This is a genomic window from Ruegeria sp. ABF4_144, assembly GCF_056160045.1.
This window is the reverse complement of the sequence record NZ_JBSWWK010000001.1, coordinates 893,418-913,701: the sequence shown is the minus strand read 5'-3', so window position 1 is coordinate 913,701 and position 20,284 is coordinate 893,418. Positions and strand designations below refer to the sequence as shown.

The following is a 20,284-nucleotide window of genomic DNA, read 5'->3' as shown; positions in this document are numbered from 1 at the left end:
AGGTTTCACGAATGCGTTTTCTATGGGCTTTGCTTTGCTGTCTAACGCTGCCTGCCTGGGCCGATGAGCCCCTGTCCGGCTGGGCGGTTTATCCAACCGACAAAAGCTATGAAAACCTTGTGGCCGACACCAAGGCAGCGGTGAAAGAGAACGGGCTGATTGTTGTTACTCAGGCCGGGCCAACCAAGGCGGCAGCCGCGCGGGGCATCATCATACCGGGCAATCTGGTGATCGGTGCCTTCAACAACGACTACGCGGTACGCGTTTTGGAAACCTCGGTCCGGGCGATGATCGAGGCCCCGATACGGTTCTACGTCACCGAAAACGAGGACGGCTCAGCAACCCTGTCTTACAAAACACCCAGCTTTGTATTCGCACCTTATGTGTATGAAGGCGGTGAACCGTTAAGCGACATAGCCTCAGAACTTGACACAAAGTTTCAAGCGGTGGCGGAATCCGCAGTCAAATAGTCACACTGACGTGAACCTGCTTGCGTCCGGGCGCGTCCTCCGCAATTTCCTTTACAACACGAATTTCGGAGCTTGATTGATGCAGGACCTGTCCCCCCGTGCGGCTGATCTATTGGCCCAACGTCTCTATGAGGCTGGATGCCGCCACGCCTTTGGTATGCCCGGAGGCGAGGTTCTAACGCTGGTCGACGCGCTGGAGCAGGCGGGGATCACCTTTCACCTGACCAAACACGAAAACGCCGCGGGCTTCATGGCCGAGGCCGTGCATCACCGCGACGGCGCGCCTGCGATTCTGGTCGCCACCCTCGGCCCCGGCGCGATGAACGGAATCAACGTGGTCGCCAACGCGCTGCAGGACCGGGTGCCAATGATCGTACTGACCGGTTGCGTCGATGCAGATGAGGCGCTGACCTATACCCATCAGGTCATGGATCATGCGCAGGTCTACCGCTCGATCACCAAGGGGACGTTTATTTTGACCGCGCAAGGGGCGGATATCGTGGCTGACAAGGCGGTATCGCTGGCCAACCAACCGCGTCCCGGTCCGGTGCACATCGACGTGCCGATCTCGGTCGCGGATATGCGCGTATCTGGGGTAAAGCGCCGCCGCTTGACCAAACCCGCTGCCGTCGCGCCCGAAGGGAATTGCGTTGAAAAAGCCCGCCGTTGGGTTGCCGACGCAGAGAGGCCAATTGCGATTGTGGGGCTGGACGTGCTCTACGACGACTCGCGCAATGTGGTGCAGGCGTTTCTGGAACATTTCAGCATTCCCTTTGTGACCACTTACAAGGCCAAGGGTGTGGTGCCCGAGGATCATCCTCTGTGCCTTGGAGGTGCGGGCCTGTCGCCGCTGGCCGACAAACATCTGGTGCCACTGGTCGAACAATCCGATTTGGTGCTGTGTTTGGGGTATGACCCCATCGAAATGCGCCCTGGCTGGCGCGAGATCTGGGACCCCGAGGAAAAGCGCGTCATCGACATCTCTTCCGTGGTCAACGATCACTACATGCATCAAGCCGGGCTGAATCTGGTTGCCCACACCGGTGCTACACTTGAAGCCATCGCAAAGGGAAACCCTGCCCGTGCGACATGGCCGGGTGGTGAGCCGGCGCAGGTCAAGGCCGCGCTGGCTCAGGCCTTTCCCAGCGATGACGACTGGGGGCCTGCCGCAGTAATCGCCGAGACTCGCGCCGCCCTGCCCGCTGAAACGCTGGCGACCGCAGACAGCGGTGCGCATCGTATTCTGCTGAGCCAGATGTGGGACTGCCACGAAGAACGCGGGCTGATCCAGTCCTCGGCGCTGTGCACCATGGGCTGTGCCGTGCCTATGGCGATTGGCTTGAAGTTGGCGGAACCAGAGCGCCCGGTCATCAGCTTCTCGGGCGATGCCGGGTTCCTCATGGTAGCGGGAGAGCTGTCGACCGCCGCCGAAATGGGCGGCAACCCGATCTTTCTGGTCTTTGTTGACGCCAGCCTTGCGCTAATCGAGTTGAAACAGCGACAACGCCAGATGGGCAATATGGGTGTCGATTTCGATCGTCATGACTTTGCCGCCATGGGCAGGGCCTTTGGAGGAAACGGTCACACGGTCCTCAACCGGGAAGAACTGCGCACCGCGCTTGATGCCGCCGTCAAGGCCGATACATTCACCGTGATCGCCGCCGAAATCGATCGTGGAGGATATGATGGCCGCATCTGAGGGACCGCTGAAGGGAGTCAAAGTACTCGACCTCAGCCGCATTCTGGCCGGGCCGACCTGCACGCAGTTGCTGGGCGATCTGGGCGCCAGCGTCATCAAGATCGAAAACCCGGCGACGGACGGCGATGACACACGGCAATGGGGTCCTCCGTACGTCAAGGATGCAGACGGCAACCGCTCGGACCTGAGCGCCTATTTCATGTCGACCAACCGCAACAAGAAATCCGTGGCCATCGACATCACAACGGCTGAGGGTCAGGCGCAGATCAAGCGGCTGGCCTCGCACGCGGATATCCTGATCGAGAATTTCAAACCCGGCGGGCTGGCGAAATACGGGCTGGACTACGCGACCCTGTCACAAGAGTTTCCTAGCCTCGTCTATTGCTCGATCTCGGGCTACGGCCAAACGGGACCGAACGCATCCAAACCCGGGTATGACCTGATGGCGCAGGGCTATGGCGGAATCATGTCGCTGACCGGTAACCCTGACGGAATGCCGATGAAAGTGGGCGTCGGCATCTCAGACGTGATGTGCGGGATGTACGCCACCGTCGGCATTCTGGCCGCACTGCGCCACCGCGATCAGACCGGCGACGGTCAGCAGATCGACCTGGCCCTGGTCGATACGCAGGTGTCGTGGTTGATCAATGAAGGCGTGAACTATCTGACCTCGGATAAAACACCGCAGCGGCGCGGCAACGGGCATCCCAATATCGTACCCTATGACGTTTATGAAACTGCCGACGGACACGTCATTCTGGCAGTGGGCAATGACGGCCAGTTCCGCCGTTTTTGTGAATTCATTGGTCACCCGGAACTGGCGGATGACCCACGCTTTGCCACCAATCCCGCCCGGCTGGAAAACCGAGACTCCCTGAATGCAGTGTTGCGTCCGGCGGTGCAGACCTATGCCACAGACACCGTTATCGCCGAGCTGGAGTCCCGTAAAGTTCCTGTCGGTCCGGTGCAGACGTTGGATCAGGTTTTCGCCACAGATCAGGTTGCCGCACGACAGATGCAGATCGCGATGCAGGCCGCACCGGGCGAAGTAAAACTGATCGGGAATCCGCTGAAATTGTCCCGCACACCCGTAACATATCGCAGTGCTCCGCCCGTGTTCGGGGCCGACACTCAGGCTGTTCTGAACGCCGAAAACCCATTCGAAGATTGAAACACAGCGCCTATTTCGGCGGCATGTTGCTGAAACATGCCGTTGAATCGGCGGTTTTTTTCACGTTTTCCACACACGGCATTTCACCAATTCGAGAGCAGCGGCGATACTGATACGACGCCGCCGAAGTCTCTGCTAAATCAGATATTGTAGAAATTCATAATTGGATCGGATCACACGCATGAAACAAGATGTTTTCGGACAAATGAACACCCTCAGCCAGCCCGCAAGCGTCGAGGCATGGAATGGTGTTCTGCTTGGCTTCATGGCGCATTCGGCCGCTACGCCGCAGCATCTGGGCAAAGTGCTTGAGCTTGAGCCCGACTTTGCCCTGGGTCATGCGATCAAAGGTCTGTTCATGGTTTTGCTGGGCCGGCGGGAGATGACGGCGGTCGCGGTTGAAGCATTGGCAGCCGCAAACGCGTCCGTGGAACGGCAGCCGGTTTCTGCGCGCGAGCAGTTGTATATCGACGCGCTGGGTCTGTATCTGGCCGACCTGCCCTCGCAGGCTATCCAGAAGTTCGAAGAGATCCTGCGCAGTCATCCCGAAGATTCTCTGGCGATGAAGCTCAGCCACGCAACGCGGTTCGTTCTGGGCGACGCTGCCGGGATGCGGCGGTCGATTGAACGGGTCATGCCCGCCTATGCACCCGATCATGCCGGGCGCGGCTATCTGCTTGGCTGCCATTCGTTTGCTCTGGAAGAAACTGGCGCCTATGAAAAGGCCGAGATAGCCGGACGACAGGCGCTGTGGATGGTATCCGACGACGCTTGGGGCCTGCACGCAGTGGCGCATGTGCATGAGATGACAGGCAACGCCCAGTTGGGCCTGGATTGGTTGGCCGGGCGCGAAGACGCTTGGACCCACTGCAACAACTTCCGCTATCACGTCTGGTGGCACAAGGCGCTGATGCATCTGGATCTGGGTCAGGTGGATCAGGTGATGGAGTTGTATGACAACTATATCCGTCAGGACAAAACCGACGATTACCGCGATATCTCGAATGCCACTTCGCTGCTGTCGCGGCTGGAACTGGAAGGCGTCGATGTCGGCAACCGCTGGGAAGAACTGGCCGATCTCAGCGCCGCACGAACTGAGGATGGTTGCCTGATTTTTGCCGATCTTCACTATCTGCTGGCCCTGACCGGCGACAACCGCACCGACGCGACCAACAAGATGTTGCAGCGCATCCAAAAGGACGCCCAGCGCAATCAGGGGGACACCCCGATCCGGATGTCCGATCCGGGTATTGCAGCCGCCAAGGGGCTTGAGGCCTTTGGCGACGGGCTCTACGGCCAAGCCTTCGACTTTTTGTCGACCGCCAGAAGTGGTATGCAACTGGCAGGTGGCAGCCACGCCCAACGTGATGTATTCGAGCGCATCACAATTGATTCCGGCCTGCGCGCGGGCCGTCTGGATGCTGTCGAGCGCATCCTGGACGATCGCCGCGCCAAACGTGCCGGTGGCGAGGATAATTACGCTCTGGCGCGCCGCGCATTGATCGACGCGGCCCGCGATGACCGGGATGCACAAAGCGTCCCGGCTGAATAACAAAACAAAAAAGACCAAGAAGGACAGAATACGTATGGCGACAGCTTCGCCCGCTTCTGATTTTGCGCCTGTGGCGGCCTCGACGGCCGCCCCTGCGCGCACGCGCGATCCGCGGCTGGATTTCTATCGCGGCATCGCGATGTTCATCATCCTGATCGCGCATATCCCGAACGACCCTTGGGCCAAGTGGATTCCCGCCCGTTTCGGGTTCTCGGACGCGACCGAGATTTTCGTGTTCTGCTCGGGCATGGCCTCGGCTATCGCATTCGGCGGCGCATTCTTGCGCAAAGGCTGGTGGATGGGCACGGCCCGCGTCGCCTTCCGCATCTGGCAGGTCTACTGGGCGCATATCGCGCTGTTCTTCTTTGTCGCCATGTCCATGGCAGCTCTGAATGAAAGCGGGTTGTTCGAGAAAAACTATATCTCGGCCTTGAACCTTCAGCATTTCTTCAATGACCCAGCACCGCAGATCGTCGGGATCTTCACCCTGACCTATGTGCCGAACTATTTCGACATCCTTCCGATGTATTTGGTGGTTCTGGCGATGATGCCTTTGGTTATGGGCCTGTCACGGATCGGGTTCTGGGCGGTTGCCTTGGGCTCGGTCACACTGTGGCTGGTAGCGCAGACCGATGTGCTGGATCTACCGGCCGAGCCTTGGTCGGACCGCCAGTGGTTCTTCAACCCATTCGGCTGGCAATTGCTGTTCTTCACAGGCTTCGCGTTCATGCGTGGCTGGATTCCGGCCCCGCCTGTTTCGAAAGCGCTGATCTGGGCAGCGGCGCTGTTTCTGATTTTCTCGATGCCGTTTGGCTCGTGGAAAGTGTTCACCTGGATCAACGCGGCAGCCCCCGATTTGGCGGATGAAATCCGCAAAGTCTGGCCGGTAACCAAAGAATTCCGCGACAAGACCGACTTCGGTCTGTTCCGGTATCTGCACTTCCTGTCGCTGGCCTATCTTGGCTGGGTCGTGGCGGGTGAGCACGGTCACCGCCTGATCGCAACCGGCCACGGAGCTGCCGCCAAAGTCTGGCAGTTCCTGCTGACCGTAATCACTAAAGTCGGACAGCAATCACTGGCAGTATTCGTATTTTCCATGGCAGCAGCACGACTTATCGGCGTCGGATTAGACGTCAGTGGGCGGGATGTTGCCAGTGTGTTCGTCGCTAACATGATTGGCTTTGCGATGATCATCGGCGTGGCCTACATGGCCGCTTGGTTCAAGTCACAACCCTGGAAGTCGAAAAAATGAACTTTACACGTCGCGCATTTCTGGCCTCGACTTCGGCGCTTGCCTTCGCGCCGGCTACCTTTGCAACCGGCGGGGAAACCCCGTTTGACCGCAACGACGTCATTGCCATGGCCCGGGAACTGGCCAGCCAACCTTATGCAGAGCGCGAGATGGTGCCGCAGGAATGGCAGGACCTGACGTACGAGCAGTACCGCTCGATCCGGTTCCGCCTGGACCGCGCGCTTTGGTATGAAACCGAGACGCCCTTCAACGTCGATTTCTTCACCCCCGGCCTGTATTTCCCTCGCACTGTTAAGGTGTCGATGGTCGAAAACGGCATGGCCGCCCCGGTCGCCTTCGATCTGAGCATGTTCGACAAGTCCGAGGACGTACCAGAACTGCCGATCGACGACACGCTGGGGTTTTCGGGCTTGCGCCTGCGCACCGAAATGCACCGCCCCGGTAAAACCGACGAATTCTGCGTCTGGCAAGGGGCCAGCTATTTCCGCGCCATAGGTCTACACGAGGTCTATGGCCTGTCCGCTCGCGGTCTTGCCCTTAAGACCGGCGACCCCGATGGTGAGGAGTTCCCCGAGTTCATCCGCTTTTGGCTGGAACGCCCGAAACCTGGTCAGCGTGACATGGTGGTCCACGCGCTGATGGACAGCCCCAGCGTGACCGGTGCCTACCGGTTCAAAGTGACAGCCGGTGCGGATTGCGTGATGGATATCGAGGCCACCCTCTTCCCGCGCGAAGAGCTGACCCATGTCGGCATCGCACCCGGAACCTCGATGTTCCTGTTCGATCAGACCAACCACAGCAGATTTGACGATTTCCGCCCTGCCGTCCATGACAGCGACGGCCTGCTGATCCGCAACGGTGCCGGTGAAGTGCTTTGGCGCCCGCTTGCCAACCCCACTCGGTTGCAGTTTTCGTCCTTTGTAGACATGAACCCGCGCGGGTTTGGCTTGTTGCAGCGCAAGCGTGAGTTTTCGGACTACGCGGATCTTGAGGCGAACTACCACAAGCGCCCCGGCCTGTGGGTCGAACCCAACGGCGATTGGGGTAAAGGGGCCGTCACTCTGGTCGAGATTCCGGCCGATCAGGAAATCTATGACAACATCGTCGCATATTGGCGCCCCGCCGAGCCTTATGCCGCGGGCAGCCAGGTCGATCTGTCCTACCGCCTGATCTGGGGGGAAGAGCCTCAGCGCACCCCAATGCCGCGTGTGATCAACACGGCGATGGGTGACAACACCTTTGGCGAGGGCCGTTTGGCCGTCATCGACTTTGAGGAAAGCGAACTGTTCGACGACCCTGAGGCGATGACGATCTTTGTCGACTCTCCTCATGCCGAAACCTCCGAGGGCGTATTGCAACGCAATCCCGACACGGGCGGTCTGCGGCTGGCGTTCTCGTTCCAGCCGGGCGACCGCAACCATGTGGAACTGCGCGCGCAGTTGCTGAAAGACAAACAACCGGCCTCTGAGGTCTGGCTTTATCGTTGGACTGCATGACCCAGGATCTTCATATCATGCCCCCTGAGGCGCCTCTGGACATGCCCGCGCAAGATTTCGGCACGGACTTCCGGGATGCACAGGTACCATCGGGTAAGCGCCCCTCAGCCGGGTTCTGGCGTGCGCTGGCGTTCTCTCCGGCCATGGCGGCCACGCTGGGCCTGTTGTGGGTCATGAGCGATTGGTTCGGCGCCGAAGGTATCAACTTGATCGAAGCCATCCTGTTGGCTCTGATCTCGTTCAACTTCTTCTGGATTTCTTTCACGGTCTGCACCGTCTTGCTGGGCATGGTGTCACTTTCGCGGCAGGAACAGCCGAAACGCGAAACCCGCCCGCAGCCGCTGCGTGTGGCGCTGCTGACGCCGGTCTACAACGAGGTGCCGTGGAACGTGCTGGGCAACGCCCGCACGATGCTTGAGGACCTGCGCGCCCGGGGCGGTCAGCACCACTATGCCATGTTCATTCTGTCCGACACTCGCGATCCCGCGATCGCGGCGCAGGAACAGGCCAGTGTCGAGGCATTACGCACCACCCTCGCCCCCGGTCTGGAGCTGTATTATCGGCGGCGTGAGAAAAACACAGACCGCAAAGTCGGCAACATCGCCGATTGGGTTAGCCGCTGGGGCGCGGATTGGGATGCAATGTTGGTGCTGGATGCCGACAGCCTGATGACAGGTCGCGCGATCCTGCGCCTCACGGATTCGCTTGCGCGTGATCCGGGTGCCGGTCTGATCCAGAGCTACCCGCAACTGATCGGCGCACAATCGGTCTTTGCCCGGATGCAGCAGTTTGCCAATGGTGTTTACGGCATTGCATTTGCCGAAGGTCTGGCGCGCTGGTGCGGGCAGGAAGGCAACTATTGGGGTCACAACGCCATCATCCGTACGCGGGCTTTTGCCACAAGTGCAGGTCTGCCAAAGCTGCGGGCCTACAATGGTCAGGAAAAGCTGATCATGAGCCATGACTTCGTCGAGGCCGGTCTGCTGCGCCGCGCTGGTTGGGGCGTACGGTTCCTGCCGCGTATCCGTGGTTCCTATGAGGAAACCCCACCCACGCTGATTGATCATGCCCTGCGCGACCGCCGCTGGTGTCAGGGCAACCTGCAGCATCTGAAACTGTTGGGCTCGACGGGGTTCCGTGCTGTATCGCGCTTCCACATGTTCCATGGTGCAGTCGGGTATCTGATGTCACCGCTGTGGTTCGCGCTGCTGGTGATGTGGGCGCTGATTGGTCAGGGCGAGGATGCCTCGGTCCTGCATTATTTCAGCCCTGATAACCCGATGTTCCCTCAGTGGCCTGAGATGTCAGAAACCCGCCACGTGCTGATCATTCTGGTGATGTACGCGATGTTGCTTGCCCCTAAGGTGCTGGGCGTTCTGGCCCTGCCCCTGAGCGGTGTGCGCTATGCGGAATTCGGAGGCGGGTCCAAATTCGTGACGTCTTTCCTGTCCGAAGTGATCCTGTCGATCCTCTATGCACCGATCCTGATGGTGCAGCAAATGATTGCTGTGTTCCGTACGGCGCTTGGTATCCAAAAGGGTTGGTCCCCTCAGGCCCGCGATGGTGGCACCTACAGCCTGCGCACCCTGATCCTGTGCCACACGCTGGAAACCGTCAGCGGCGTTGCGCTGAGCGTCGGCATCCTGTCCGGTCTCGTTTCTGTCTGGCTGGCTCCAATCGCGATCAGTCTTGCGCTGGCGATCCCATTGTCCGCGCTCAGCGGTGTCTCGGCGGGTGCGGCGCGGCGTATGGTCGGGATGCGCGAGGATTTCCGCGAACCCGCAATCACCCGCTCGGCCCGGCGTCACCGGGATGAACTGAAGCGGCTGATCGAAGGCAAAGGTGTGATGACCCCCGCCGAATAAAGCGCTTTGTGTTTCATCTGAGTTTGTCAAAAAATGCGCGGCCAATCCAAGTGAGAGGCCGCGCATTTATTAAGTCCAAACGAAAGGCGCCGGGATCAGCCGCCGGGCAAACCTTCGTACCAATCGACCATCATGTCCGCCCAGCCCTTGGGCACACCATGACCGCCGGGGAACAGCGCGAATTCCAGCGCGCTGCCCTCGGCGCATCCACTCCAATAGCGGCGCATGAATTGGTCAGTGGTAGAGAACCCACTGGGCTTGGTGTCGACGCATTCATTGGCGATGCGCCAGATTTCCAGTCCAGCAAAGATATCGCCCTGATGGAACCGGCCGCCGCCCAGCAGCCGCCCTTCCAGCGGTACCACGTTGTCGGTCCAGCCATGAGTGTGAAACAACCGCACCGGGCCATCACATGCTTCGGGATGCGGACGCCAGAAACCGCCTGACACCGGAACATAAGCCGAGAACGTACCCGGCGCGGCGCAGGCCAGATAGTAGACCATGAACGCACCGGCAGAAAATCCGCCCAGAACAACCCTCTCGGTGTCGATCCCGAACCTGTCCGCCGCATCCTGAACGGCTTCGGTTAAGAACGCTGTTTCATCCCGTTCGCCAAATCCAGGGTAAAAGTTCCAGCTTTTGATACCGTCGCGGTTAGGCCGCTCAAGCCCTTCGGGTGCCATTACGGCATATCCACGGGCAAGAAGAGGTTCGACCATGCTGCGGTTCTTCATCGTGCCGGTCCCGCTGCCGCCATAGCCGTGCAGAAACACCACCAGCGGCGGGTTTTCTGTCTCGGGCATTTCAATGTGATAACCGCCCGAAGCGATTTCGCACATGCCGTCCTGATCGTCACAAGCGGCAAGGCCAGCCTGCGCCGCCAGAACCAGTCCGGTTGCCAGCGTCAATTCACGGATCATCCAGTCTCTCCTGTATTGCGCTGAACCGGCAAGCCGGCGCGCACCCATCCCGGCCCTGCGGCCGACCCCAACATGCCTTCGGGCACATCTATGATATTCGTAAACCCGGCGTCCGACAGCCGGTTGCTCAGACGGGCTGACCGCACACCACGGGCGCAGATCAACGCGACCGGCGCAGTGATATCCCCTCCCGTAAGCTGTGTCAGCGCCTGTTCAAAATCATCGCGGCGCATGTCCAGCGGATAGGCCCCTTCGCCAATGCCAGTGGCCGTCCACTCGCGCGGGGTACGGATGTCGACCAACAGAACGTCGCCCGAAAGCGCCCGCTTATGCGCATCCGTAACGGACAGCTGATCGCCCGAATAGTCCGGGGGGATCAGCCGGTACTGCCGCACAGCAAAACCAGCGGCGATGGCAGCGCCACCACCCAACAGAACCCATCTTCGGGTCCGGTTTACCTTGTTTGCCATTCAGCGCCCTCCGAAGCCGACAGGCCGGTTTTACCACAGTCGCCGTGAAGCTGCTGTGTCGAAATTCGGTACGCAGATCAAGTTCGCGTCATTTTTTCGCAGCCCAAAAAAGGCCTCTCACTGTGCCTTAGAACAAAGCGAAACGCTTGCAATAGCTGGACAGTCAGAAAATTATCCTTACAAAATCAGTACTACTTTTGACCGCTCAGACCGGAGTATCGCACTTGTCCCTATTCCTCATCGCGGCCCTTCCCTTCCTCGGAGCTGTTTTCCCAGCCCTTCTGATCCGGGCAGGACGAAACGCAGCAGCTTCGGCGGCGGGCTTGACCACTTTTCTGGCTCTTATGGGGCTGTTGATCCACATCCCCTCGGTCATGCGCGGAGACGTCGTGACGGCCCGGTTCGACTGGATACCGGCGCTGGGTCTGAATGCGAACTTTATGTTGGACGGTCTTGGCTTTCTGTTTGCCCTTCTGATCCTTGGCATCGGGTTGCTGATCATCCTCTATGCGCGGTTCTACCTGTCGCGCGAAGACCCGATGGGACAGTTCTATACCTATCTGCTTCTGTTTCAGGGCGCGATGGTCGGGATTGTCCTGTCTGACAATATCCTGCTTCTGCTTATTTTCTGGGAGCTTACGTCGCTTAGCTCATTCCTTTTGATCGGCTATTGGAAACACCTGCCCGAGGGTCGCCAAGGTGCACGAATGGCGCTGGCTGTAACCGGCTCGGGCGGGCTGGCGATGATCGCGGGGATGCTGATCCTGGGCAATATCGTGGGGTCTTTCGACCTGAGCGTGATCCTGCAAAACAAAGAGCTGATCCAGGCCTCGCCCTATTACCTGCCGGCGCTGATCCTGATCCTGCTGGGTTGTTTCACCAAGTCGGCGCAGTTCCCGTTCCACTTCTGGCTGCCCCACGCCATGGCTGCGCCTACACCGGTTTCGGCCTATCTGCACTCGGCCACTATGGTGAAGGCTGGACTGTTCCTGATGGCGCGGATGTGGCCGGTTCTGGCTGGGACTGAGGCCTGGTTCTATATCGTTGCGACCACTGGTCTGGTGACCATGCTGATCGGGGCCTGCATCGCGCTCTTCAAGGATGACCTAAAGGCGTTGCTGGCCTTTTCGACCGTGTCCCATTTAGGCCTGGTGACCATGCTGCTGGGCTTTGGCACCAAGATTGCTGCCGTGGCCGCGATCTTCCACATCATCAACCACGCAACATTCAAAGCCGCACTGTTTATGACCGCCGGGATCGTGGATCACGAGACCGGGACGCGCGACATCAAACGGTTGGGCGGGTTGCGACACCTGATGCCGATTACCTTTACCATCGGTACTATTGCCGCCCTGTCTATGGCCGGTTTGCCGCCGCTGAACGGCTTCCTTTCCAAGGAAATGATGCTGGAAGAGACGGTCCACACCACGTGGCTGAACTCGCACTATCTGGTGCCGGGACTGGCGCTGTTGGCGGCCCTGTTCTCGGCGGCTTATTCGTTCCGCTTTGTCAGCCATGTCTTCCTTGGCCCGGAACGGACCGACTATCCGCACCATCCACATGACCCGCCGGTCGGGTTGTGGCTGGCCCCGGCTTTCCTTGTGGTGCTGGTGGTGCTGATTGGCCTCTATTCGGCAGCTATCGTCGGGCCTTTGGTTGCGGTTGTCTCCAGCGCGGTGATTGGTGGCGAGAAGCTGCCCTACTATTCGCTTAAATTGTGGCATGGGTTCACACCTGCGCTGTATATGTCGGCAGTGGCCACGCTGGGCGGTCTGTTCCTGCTGGCTCTGCATCGTCAGGGCGAGGCGCTGTGGAATGCACTGCCCCGCCCCGAGGCCAAAACGATCTTCGATGCCTTGATCAGCGCCCTGACGGCGCTGAGCCGGATGGTCACTGATACGCTGCACAACGGCGTGATTAGCCGCTATGCGATCATCCTGATCGCGTTTACTGTCGGACTTGGCTACTACGCCTTTTCGACCGGCACGATTGGCCCGGAAACGCGTGAGCCTCTGCCGATACAGATCATCCCGTTCATCGGCTGGATCTGTCTGGTTGCTGCGACGCTTGCGATCATGTGGTTCCACCGCAACCGCTTGTTGTCGCTGGTGCTGATCGGCGTGGTCGGCCTGATTGTCTCGATGGCGTTCAACTATCTCTCGGCTCCGGATCTGGCGCTGACGCAGATTTCGGTCGAGGTGGTGACGATGATCCTGCTTCTGCTGTCGCTTAACTTCCTGCCCACGGACACACCATGGGACAGCAGCGCGGCACGGCGTTGGCGCGATGCAGCAATCTCGGTTGTGGCAGGTCTTGGTACCGGCGGGTTGATCTATGCGCTGATGCTGCGGGACTTTGCTTTCCCGACCATCTCAGAATTCCATCTGGCGAACTCTTACAAAGGTGGTGGAGGCACCAACGTGGTCAACGTGATCCTGGTAGACTTCCGGGGCTTTGATACCTTTGGTGAGATTATCGTTCTGGGCATCGCCGCCCTGATCATCTTTGCCCTGACCGAGGCTGTTCTGGGCTCGAATGTCCGCGCCTATCTGCTGAACCGCAAGCCGCATTGGCCGCAATCGGGGGACTCGCATCCGCTGATGATGGTCGTGGCGACACGCGTGATGATGCCGATTGCCCTGATGGTTGGCGCCTATATCTTTTTCCGCGGTCACAACCAGCCGGGTGGCGGGTTCATCGCCGGTCTGATCGTCGCGATTGCCTACCTGATGCAGTACATGGCCAGCGGGTATACCTGGGCTATCGAGCGACAGCGTTTCTACTACCACGGTACAATCGGTTGGGGTGTGTTGATCGCCGCTGCGACCGGTTTGGGCGCGTGGTTCAATGATCGCCCGTTCCTGACCAGCGACTTCGGCTATATCAACTGGCCCCCATTGGAAGAGTTCGAATGGGCCACTGCAATTCTGTTCGACACCGGAGTATTCCTTGCCGTTCTGGGTGCGGTGATGCTGGCGCTGGACAGCCTGTCGCGCTTTGCGTGGCAGCCGGGCATGGCACAGGAATTCCCGATGGATATCAACCCGCTTCGGGATGACCTGAAAGACGACGAAGAGAAGGAGCAGGCCTGATGGAAGCGCTCGTAGCCTCAGCCGTAGGTATTCTGACCGCTGCCGGGATTTTCCTGATCCTGCGCCGCCGGACATTCCCTGTGATCCTGGGCCTGTCACTGATCACCTACGCGGTGAACGTGTTCCTGTTCGCCACCGGTCGGTTGGCACTGGATGCGCCAGCCGTTCTGAACAAATACGAAGAAGTGCCCTATACCGACCCGCTGCCGCAGGCGCTGGTGCTGACGGCCATCGTTATCTCGTTCGGGATGACGGCGGTGATCGTGATGATCGCACTTTCGGCCTATCTGTCCTCGAAGGATGACCATATCGACATGACCGCGCAGGACAGCGTGGACGCGCCGGGAGAAGACGCATGAACCACTGGATCGTAGCGCCGATCGTTCTGCCCGCGATCCTGGCCCCGTTCATCATCATGGTCCTGCGATACCATCTGGACCTGCAGCGCATCTTCTCGGTCGCCGGTGTGATTGCCCTGCTGGGGATCGCCCTGACCATAACTGCGCAGGCCTCTGGCGGCGATATTCAGGTCTATGAGTTAGGCAACTGGCCCGCGCCTTTCGGCATCGTGATGGTGCTGGACCGGCTGTCGGCCATGATGGTGCTGCTGACCGCCTTACTGGCCTTGCCCGTTGTGCTCTATGCCATTGCCTCGGGTTGGGACGAAAGAGGTAAGCATTTCCACGCCCTGTTCCATTTCCAGCTCATGGGGGTCTGCGGTGCCTTCCTGACCGGTGACGCATTCAACCTGTTCGTGTTCTTCGAGGTTCTGCTGATCGCATCTTACGGCCTGATGACACATGGCGGTGGTGCGGTGCGGTTGAAGGCCGGTGTTCAATATGTGGCCTATAACCTGATTGGCTCGACCCTGTTCCTGTTTGCGCTTGGGACGCTTTATGCGGTGACCGGAACGCTGAACATGGCGGACATGGCAATGCGCGTGGCGGAGCTGCCCGCCGACGATACAGCCCTGCTGCGCGTCGGCGCAGTGCTGTTGCTACTGGTGTTCTGCATCAAAGCCGCCGTGCTGCCGCTGCATTTCTGGCTACCCGCCAGCTATGCCAACGCGCCCCTGCCTGTGGCCGCGCTGTTTGCCATCATGACCAAGGTCGGAGCCTATTCGATCCTGCGGATGTACACGCTGGGCTTCGGCCCCGAGGTTGAGGCAACGCAAGGTTTAGTGGGCGCCTGGCTGCAACCGGCGGCGCTGGTCACACTGGCCGTTGGGGTCATCGGCATTCTAGGGACACGGCACATCGCGCGAATGGTTGCCTTTTGTGCCATCGCCTCGATGGGGACGCTGCTGATTGCCATTTCGCTGTTCACGGAAACGGCCACCGCTGCAGCGCTGTACTACATCTATCACTCGACCCTTGCGACCGCGTTACTGTTCCTAGTCGCTGATTTGGTGATGGAGCGGCAGGGTGGCTCCATCGAACCCAAGGCGCCGATGCCACAGAGCGGGTTGATCTCAGCCCTGTTCTTTGTCGGGGCCATCGCGTTGGCGGGGATGCCGCCTTTGTCGGGCTTCATTGGCAAACTGCTGGTGCTGGACGCATCCCGAGACGCGCCGGATGCAAACGCGATCTGGGCTGTTATTCTGATCGGGTCGTTTGTCACCATCGTCGGTTTGGCACGCGCGGGATCGCTGATCTTCTGGAAAAGCCACGACGCCCAACACAATCCAAAGCCTGACGAGGGCGAAGAGGCCCCCGCCCAACCTGCGCCTGAGCCGAATGCAGGGCTGGCCTTCTCCGCTGTCTTTGGGCTGGTACTGGGCCTTGTTATGCTGACCTTGTTCGCAGGCCCAGCCTTGACCTACGCTGGTAAAACAGCCGAGCAATTGTTCACACCCGAACACTACATCTCGGCCGTACTGGGAGGAGAAGAATGATGAGATTTCTGCACCGGGTTTTCCCACACCCTCATCTGACCTTCCTGTTGACGATCGTGTGGGTTCTGCTGGCCAACAAACCTTCGCTGAACTCGCTGGTTTTCGGCCTGCTACTCGGGATCATCATCCCGTTTATAACCCAGCCCTACTGGCCCGACCGACCCAAGCTGCGCAACTGGCCGATGGTGGTCGAATATATGCTGGTCGTGCTGTGGGACATCGTGATTGCCAACATCACGGTAGCAAGGATCATCCTGTTCAAACGCGATGCCGACCGGCAACCCAACTGGATCTGTGTCCCGCTGGAACTGCGCACGCCCGAGGCTATCACCGTTCTGGCCGGAACCATCACCATGACCCCTGGCACCGTCAGCTCGGACCTGTCGGCGCAAGGGCATAATCTGCTGGTCCATTGCCTGGATGCACCCGACCCTGACGCGGTACGGGATCAGATCAAACAGCGTTATGAACGTCGCCTGAAGGAGATTTTCGAATGATCGATGTTGCGATCTGGTTTGCCTTCGCCTGCTTTGGAACGGCCATCATGCTGTGCCTTTATCGGATCATCTCAGCCGAGGGTGTCGGCACCCGTGTTCTGGCGCTGGATACGATGGTGATCAACACCATCGCGCTGATGATCCTTTATGGGCTTGCTCTGGGGACCGAGATTTTCTTTGAGGCCGCTATGATCATCGCCATGCTCGGCTTTGTTTCAACCGTGGCCTATGCGCGCTTTATGCTGCGCGGCAATATCATCGAGTGAGGCGGGTATGGAGTTCCTTTTCGAAATTCTGATCGCCTTTTTCCTTATTGTCTCGGGCATCTTCGGCTTTGTCGGATCGTTCGGGATGATCAAGCTGAAGGACCCGATGTCCCGCCTGCACGCGCCGACCAAGGCGACGACGCTAGGCGTGGGCGGCGTGTTGCTGGCCTCGATTTGCCACTCGGTTCTGATCGAAGACCACCTGTCGCTGCACGAACTGCTGATTACCCTTTTCCTGTTCCTAACCGCGCCGATCACGGCTCTGTTCATTGCCAAATGGCACATTCACCGCCATGAAAAGCCAAGTGATCTGCCCGACGCAGGTGAGGATGAGCTTTGGGCCACCCACGCGGTCGAGCAGGTCGAAGACGTCCCTGACCACACAGCGAACTAACGCCCATGCATCACCCTCCGTTGCCCCTGACCCGTGATCTGGTTCTGATTGGCGGAGGACATACCCATGCGCTGGTGCTGCGAAAATGGGGGATGAACCCGTTGCCTGGTGCCCGCGTAACGGTTATCAATCCCGGTCCCACTGCGCCCTATTCGGGAATGCTTCCCGGCTATGTCGCGGGGCATTATCTGCGCGAGGAGTTGGATATCGATCTGGTGCGTCTGGCGCGGTTCGCCGGTGCACGCGTTATTCTCGGTCCAGTTGAAGGGATCGATATTGATCAGCGTCTGGTCCGAGTGCCCGGTCGCCTTCCGGTGGCCTTCGATGTGGCGTCGGTCAATGTGGGGATCACCTCTGACATGCCCGCACTGCCCGGTTTTGCCGACCATGCGATCCCTGCCAAACCTTTGGGTCCCTTCGCGGAACGGTGGGCCATGTACCTGCAAGGCTCTGGTCCTGCATCGGTTGCGGTAATCGGCGGCGGCGTGGCAGGTGTTGAGCTGGTGATGGCAATGGCCCACGCTTTGCGTGCCAAAGACCGCGCAGCACAGGTGACACTGATCGACAATTCCCAAGCCCTGACCGCGACAGGACCGAAGGCAGCCGCAACCATTCGGAAGGCAATGGCCGAACTGGGCGTTGATCTGATCGAAAACACCGACATCTCCCGCATCAAGGCTGATCACATTGTTCTGGGCGATGGTCGCGAAATTCCTGCCGCCTTCGTAACCGGCGCCGCCGGTGCCCGCCCGTACGACTGGATCGCTCAAACGGGTCTTGATCTGCAAGACGGCTACATCCGCGTGAACGGGTTTCTGCAATCCAGCGATCCAGCAGTCTTTGCCGCCGGGGATTGCGCTCACCTGTCAGACAACCCACGCCCCAAGGCGGGGGTCTATGCGGTGCGAGAGGCTCCGGTCTTGTACGACAACCTGCGTGCCGTTTTAGGGGCCGGACGGATGCGGCGGTACACGCCGCAGAAGGACTACCTGAAACTGATATCTCTGGGAGGAAAGTCCGCACTGGCCGAACGGCTGGGCACCTCGTTCAGCGGACCATTGATGTGGCGCTGGAAGAACCAAATCGACCAGACCTTCATGAACAGGTTCCGCGATCTGCCTGAAATGGCGCCCCCGTCCCCGCCGAGGCTTCATGCTTCGGGACTGCAAGAGGCTTTGGGCGACAAGCCCATGTGCGGTGGTTGCGGCGCAAAGGTTGGGCGCGGGGCGCTGCAGGCTGCGCTGCACAACCTGCCTGTGCCAGAGCGTCCCGATATCACCCCCCTGCCCGGCGATGACGCGGCTCTGCTGATGACTGGTGGGGTGCGGCAGGTCATGACCTCGGACCATCTGCGCGGGTTCACCAATGACCCGGCGCTGATGACCCGCATCGCCGCCGTCCACGCGCTGGGCGATATCTGGGCCATGGGCGCCAGCCCGCAAGCGGCAACCGCAACGATCATATTGCCCCGCATGTCCCCCGAATTGCAGCATCGAACCATGGCCGAGATCATGACCATCGCAACCGAGGTCGTACGCAACGCCGGGGCCGAAATCGTCGGCGGTCACAGTTCAATGGGCGATGAGATGACCATCGGGTTCACCCTGACTGGCCTATGTGAGAATGACCCGATTACCCTGTCAGGTGCGCGCCCGGGCGATAAGCTGATCCTTACCAAACCGCTGGGCAGCGGCGTGTTGATGGCCGCTGAAATGGCTGGCAAAGCCCGGGGCGAATGGGTTGTTGACGCATTCCGGCAGATGGTTCATCCGCAAGGCGACGCCTCTCGCATTTTGGCAGACGCCCATGCGATGACTGACGTAACGGGTTTTGGCCTGGCCGGGCATCTGTTGGGCATGTGCGAGGCATCAGACTGCGGCGCGGAACTGGACCTGGACGCAATCCCGTTTATGACTGGTGCGCTGGAACTAAGCGCACAGGGTATCCGATCAACAGTATTCGAGGACAACCGCTCCGTCGCGCCGGGTTTACCGCTTGGAGACAAGGCTAACCTGCTTTTCGACCCACAAACAGCTGGAGGGCTGTTGGCCGCCGTCGCACCCGATCAGGCGCATGCGCTGTGCGAAAAGCTAAGGCACGCGGGCTTTCCGGCGGTCATCATTGGACACATGTCCGACACACCAGGCCTGCGCCTTCAAAGCTGATCCAGAACCCGTTCGATACGCTCAGCCGCATCCTTCAGGCCCGCGTCATCAAGTGAGGCCGCATCCACCTGCGCGACAATCTCGGCCCTGCGGGCGCGGCTGGATTTAGCATAGGACGGGTCATAATGCTGCTCCATCAGAGCGCGAGTCAGCGCCTGCTTGTCGCCGGCATCGATCAAGGCAAGCCAACCTTCTACGACCTCGTGCCCACGATGGAACCGCAGCGGGGATAGCCGATCGCGCAAACGCTCCGCGTCCGACAAGATGTCGTCATAAGCGCGGGCCAGATAGGCCGTGCGGGCCGCGACGGAGGCCTGAACCAGAATGCGCTGCGCGTTGCGCAAAGCAGTCCAAACGCTTGGCGGCAGGATCAGTGATCCGATCTTTGAGGACTCGGCCTCAACCACCACAGGACGCGCCGGATCAAGCCCGCACAGCGCTGCGGCCAGAGCGGACTCGAACGCCTTCTGGCTGGGTTGTCCACCAGGCATCTCGCCCAGTAGCGACCCGCGATGATTGGCCAGCCCTTCAAGGTCCAGCACCTGAACGCCGCGTGTCTTCAGATGCAGCAAAAGGTCGGTCTTGGCTGTGCCCGTATAGCCGTCCAACGCGATCAAACGATGGGGTAAGGAATCCTCGTACAAAAAGCGGTTCACCAGACGGCGATAAGTGCGATACCCGCCTTCGACCACCTCGGCCCGCCAGCCGATCTGTTGCAGCATCCAGGTGAACGACCCTGACCGCTGACCGCCCCGCCAGCAATAGACCAAAGGTTTCCAGCCGCCTTCGTGATGCGACAGGCTGTTTTCGATGTGGTTGGCGGCGTTGCGGAACACCAACGCCGCGCCCAGTTTGCGGGCTAGAAAGGGGCTTTCCTGCACATAGATCGTGCCGACCTGCGCGCGCTCTTCGTTGTTCAGAACCGGCAAGTTGATGGCACCAGGAAAATGATCCTCGGCAAACTCTGCCGGGCTACGTACGTCGATCACCGTATCGCAGTCATGCGCATAGAGGCTGGGCAGGTCGGTGAAGTTCAAAGCCATATCAGGGGTCTATCCTGCAACGACTGCGTTGAAAAGGC

Annotated in this window: 17 protein-coding genes; 14 read left to right on the top strand and 3 right to left on the bottom strand. The window is 59.7% G+C overall.

What is annotated here, in order from left to right; genetic code table 11:
* The first annotated feature begins 11 nt into the window (after window positions 1–11).
* From ACXAGD_RS04715 to mdoH, 7 genes are all read left to right on the top strand, one after another.
* Window positions 12–470: a DUF302 domain-containing protein gene (locus ACXAGD_RS04715; protein ID WP_475208803.1), complete on the top strand. Its 459-nt coding sequence runs from the start codon at window positions 12–14 to the stop codon at window positions 468–470.
* A 79-nt stretch (window positions 471–549) separates the two neighbouring features.
* Window positions 550–2,169: a thiamine pyrophosphate-binding protein gene (locus ACXAGD_RS04710; RefSeq protein WP_475208802.1), complete on the top strand. Its 1,620-nt coding sequence runs from the start codon at window positions 550–552 to the stop codon at window positions 2,167–2,169.
* The gene (locus tag ACXAGD_RS04705; RefSeq protein WP_475208801.1) at window positions 2,156–3,340 is read left to right on the top strand and encodes a CaiB/BaiF CoA transferase family protein; all 1,185 of its coding nucleotides are present in this window, start codon (window positions 2,156–2,158) and stop codon (window positions 3,338–3,340) included. The genes ACXAGD_RS04710 and ACXAGD_RS04705 overlap by 14 nt, the downstream gene beginning before the upstream one ends.
* Window positions 3,341–3,521: 181 nt before the next feature.
* Entirely contained in the window at window positions 3,522–4,892 is a 1,371-nt protein-coding gene (locus tag ACXAGD_RS04700; RefSeq protein ID WP_475208800.1) for a tetratricopeptide repeat protein, read from the top strand.
* 34 nt (window positions 4,893–4,926) lie between these two features.
* On the top strand, window positions 4,927–6,144 hold the full coding sequence (locus ACXAGD_RS04695; RefSeq protein WP_475208799.1) for an OpgC family protein: 1,218 nt from the start codon (window positions 4,927–4,929) through the stop codon (window positions 6,142–6,144).
* Window positions 6,141–7,640, top strand: coding sequence for an OpgD/OpgG family glucan biosynthesis protein (locus ACXAGD_RS04690; protein ID WP_475208798.1), 1,500 nt, complete (start codon window positions 6,141–6,143; stop codon window positions 7,638–7,640). Before ACXAGD_RS04695 ends, ACXAGD_RS04690 begins: the two co-directional genes overlap by 4 nt.
* Window positions 7,637–9,505, top strand: a complete 1,869-nt coding sequence (mdoH, locus tag ACXAGD_RS04685; RefSeq protein ID WP_475208795.1) for a glucans biosynthesis glucosyltransferase MdoH — start codon at window positions 7,637–7,639, stop codon at window positions 9,503–9,505. Before ACXAGD_RS04690 ends, mdoH begins: the two co-directional genes overlap by 4 nt.
* Window positions 9,506–9,600: 95 nt before the next feature.
* Here mdoH and ACXAGD_RS04680 read toward each other — a convergent pair whose 3' ends face one another.
* Both ACXAGD_RS04680 and ACXAGD_RS04675 read right to left on the bottom strand, forming a co-directional pair.
* A complete protein-coding gene (locus ACXAGD_RS04680) occupies window positions 9,601–10,425 on the bottom strand; it encodes a CE1 family esterase (protein ID WP_475208794.1) in 825 nt (274 codons plus the stop codon).
* Window positions 10,422–10,895, bottom strand: coding sequence for a rhodanese-like domain-containing protein (locus tag ACXAGD_RS04675; protein ID WP_475208793.1), 474 nt, complete (start codon window positions 10,893–10,895; stop codon window positions 10,422–10,424). The genes ACXAGD_RS04680 and ACXAGD_RS04675 overlap by 4 nt, the downstream gene beginning before the upstream one ends.
* Window positions 10,896–11,119: 224 nt before the next feature.
* Between ACXAGD_RS04675 and ACXAGD_RS04670 the strand changes: the two genes are divergently transcribed.
* The 7 genes from ACXAGD_RS04670 to selD are packed head-to-tail and all read left to right on the top strand — an operon-like array spanning window position 11,120 to window position 19,203.
* Window positions 11,120–13,987: a monovalent cation/H+ antiporter subunit A gene (locus tag ACXAGD_RS04670; RefSeq protein ID WP_475208791.1), complete on the top strand. Its 2,868-nt coding sequence runs from the start codon at window positions 11,120–11,122 to the stop codon at window positions 13,985–13,987.
* Window positions 13,987–14,346 (top strand): Na+/H+ antiporter subunit C, encoded by a 360-nt coding sequence (locus tag ACXAGD_RS04665; protein ID WP_170672104.1) that lies wholly within the window; start codon window positions 13,987–13,989, stop codon window positions 14,344–14,346. Before ACXAGD_RS04670 ends, ACXAGD_RS04665 begins: the two co-directional genes overlap by 1 nt.
* Window positions 14,343–15,881 carry a monovalent cation/H+ antiporter subunit D gene (locus ACXAGD_RS04660; protein WP_475208790.1) on the top strand — a complete coding sequence of 513 codons (1,539 nt, stop codon included), beginning with the start codon at window positions 14,343–14,345 and terminating at the stop codon, window positions 15,879–15,881. Before ACXAGD_RS04665 ends, ACXAGD_RS04660 begins: the two co-directional genes overlap by 4 nt.
* Entirely contained in the window at window positions 15,881–16,378 is a 498-nt protein-coding gene (locus ACXAGD_RS04655) for a Na+/H+ antiporter subunit E (protein WP_475208789.1), read from the top strand. The genes ACXAGD_RS04660 and ACXAGD_RS04655 overlap by 1 nt, the downstream gene beginning before the upstream one ends.
* Window positions 16,375–16,644 carry a K+/H+ antiporter subunit F gene (locus tag ACXAGD_RS04650; protein ID WP_475208788.1) on the top strand — a complete coding sequence of 90 codons (270 nt, stop codon included), beginning with the start codon at window positions 16,375–16,377 and terminating at the stop codon, window positions 16,642–16,644. Before ACXAGD_RS04655 ends, ACXAGD_RS04650 begins: the two co-directional genes overlap by 4 nt.
* A gap of 7 nt (window positions 16,645–16,651) precedes the next feature.
* Window positions 16,652–17,038 (top strand): Na+/H+ antiporter subunit G, encoded by a 387-nt coding sequence (locus ACXAGD_RS04645; protein ID WP_475208787.1) that lies wholly within the window; start codon window positions 16,652–16,654, stop codon window positions 17,036–17,038.
* Between the two features lie 5 nt (window positions 17,039–17,043).
* The gene (gene selD / locus ACXAGD_RS04640) at window positions 17,044–19,203 is read left to right on the top strand and encodes a selenide, water dikinase SelD (protein ID WP_475208786.1); all 2,160 of its coding nucleotides are present in this window, start codon (window positions 17,044–17,046) and stop codon (window positions 19,201–19,203) included.
* Here selD and mnmH read toward each other — a convergent pair.
* Window positions 19,194–20,246: a tRNA 2-selenouridine(34) synthase MnmH gene (gene mnmH / locus ACXAGD_RS04635; protein ID WP_475208785.1), complete on the bottom strand. Its 1,053-nt coding sequence runs from the start codon at window positions 20,244–20,246 to the stop codon at window positions 19,194–19,196. The two genes, selD and mnmH, sit on opposite strands and share 10 nt — an antisense overlap.
* Window positions 20,247–20,284: the final 38 nt, after the last annotated feature.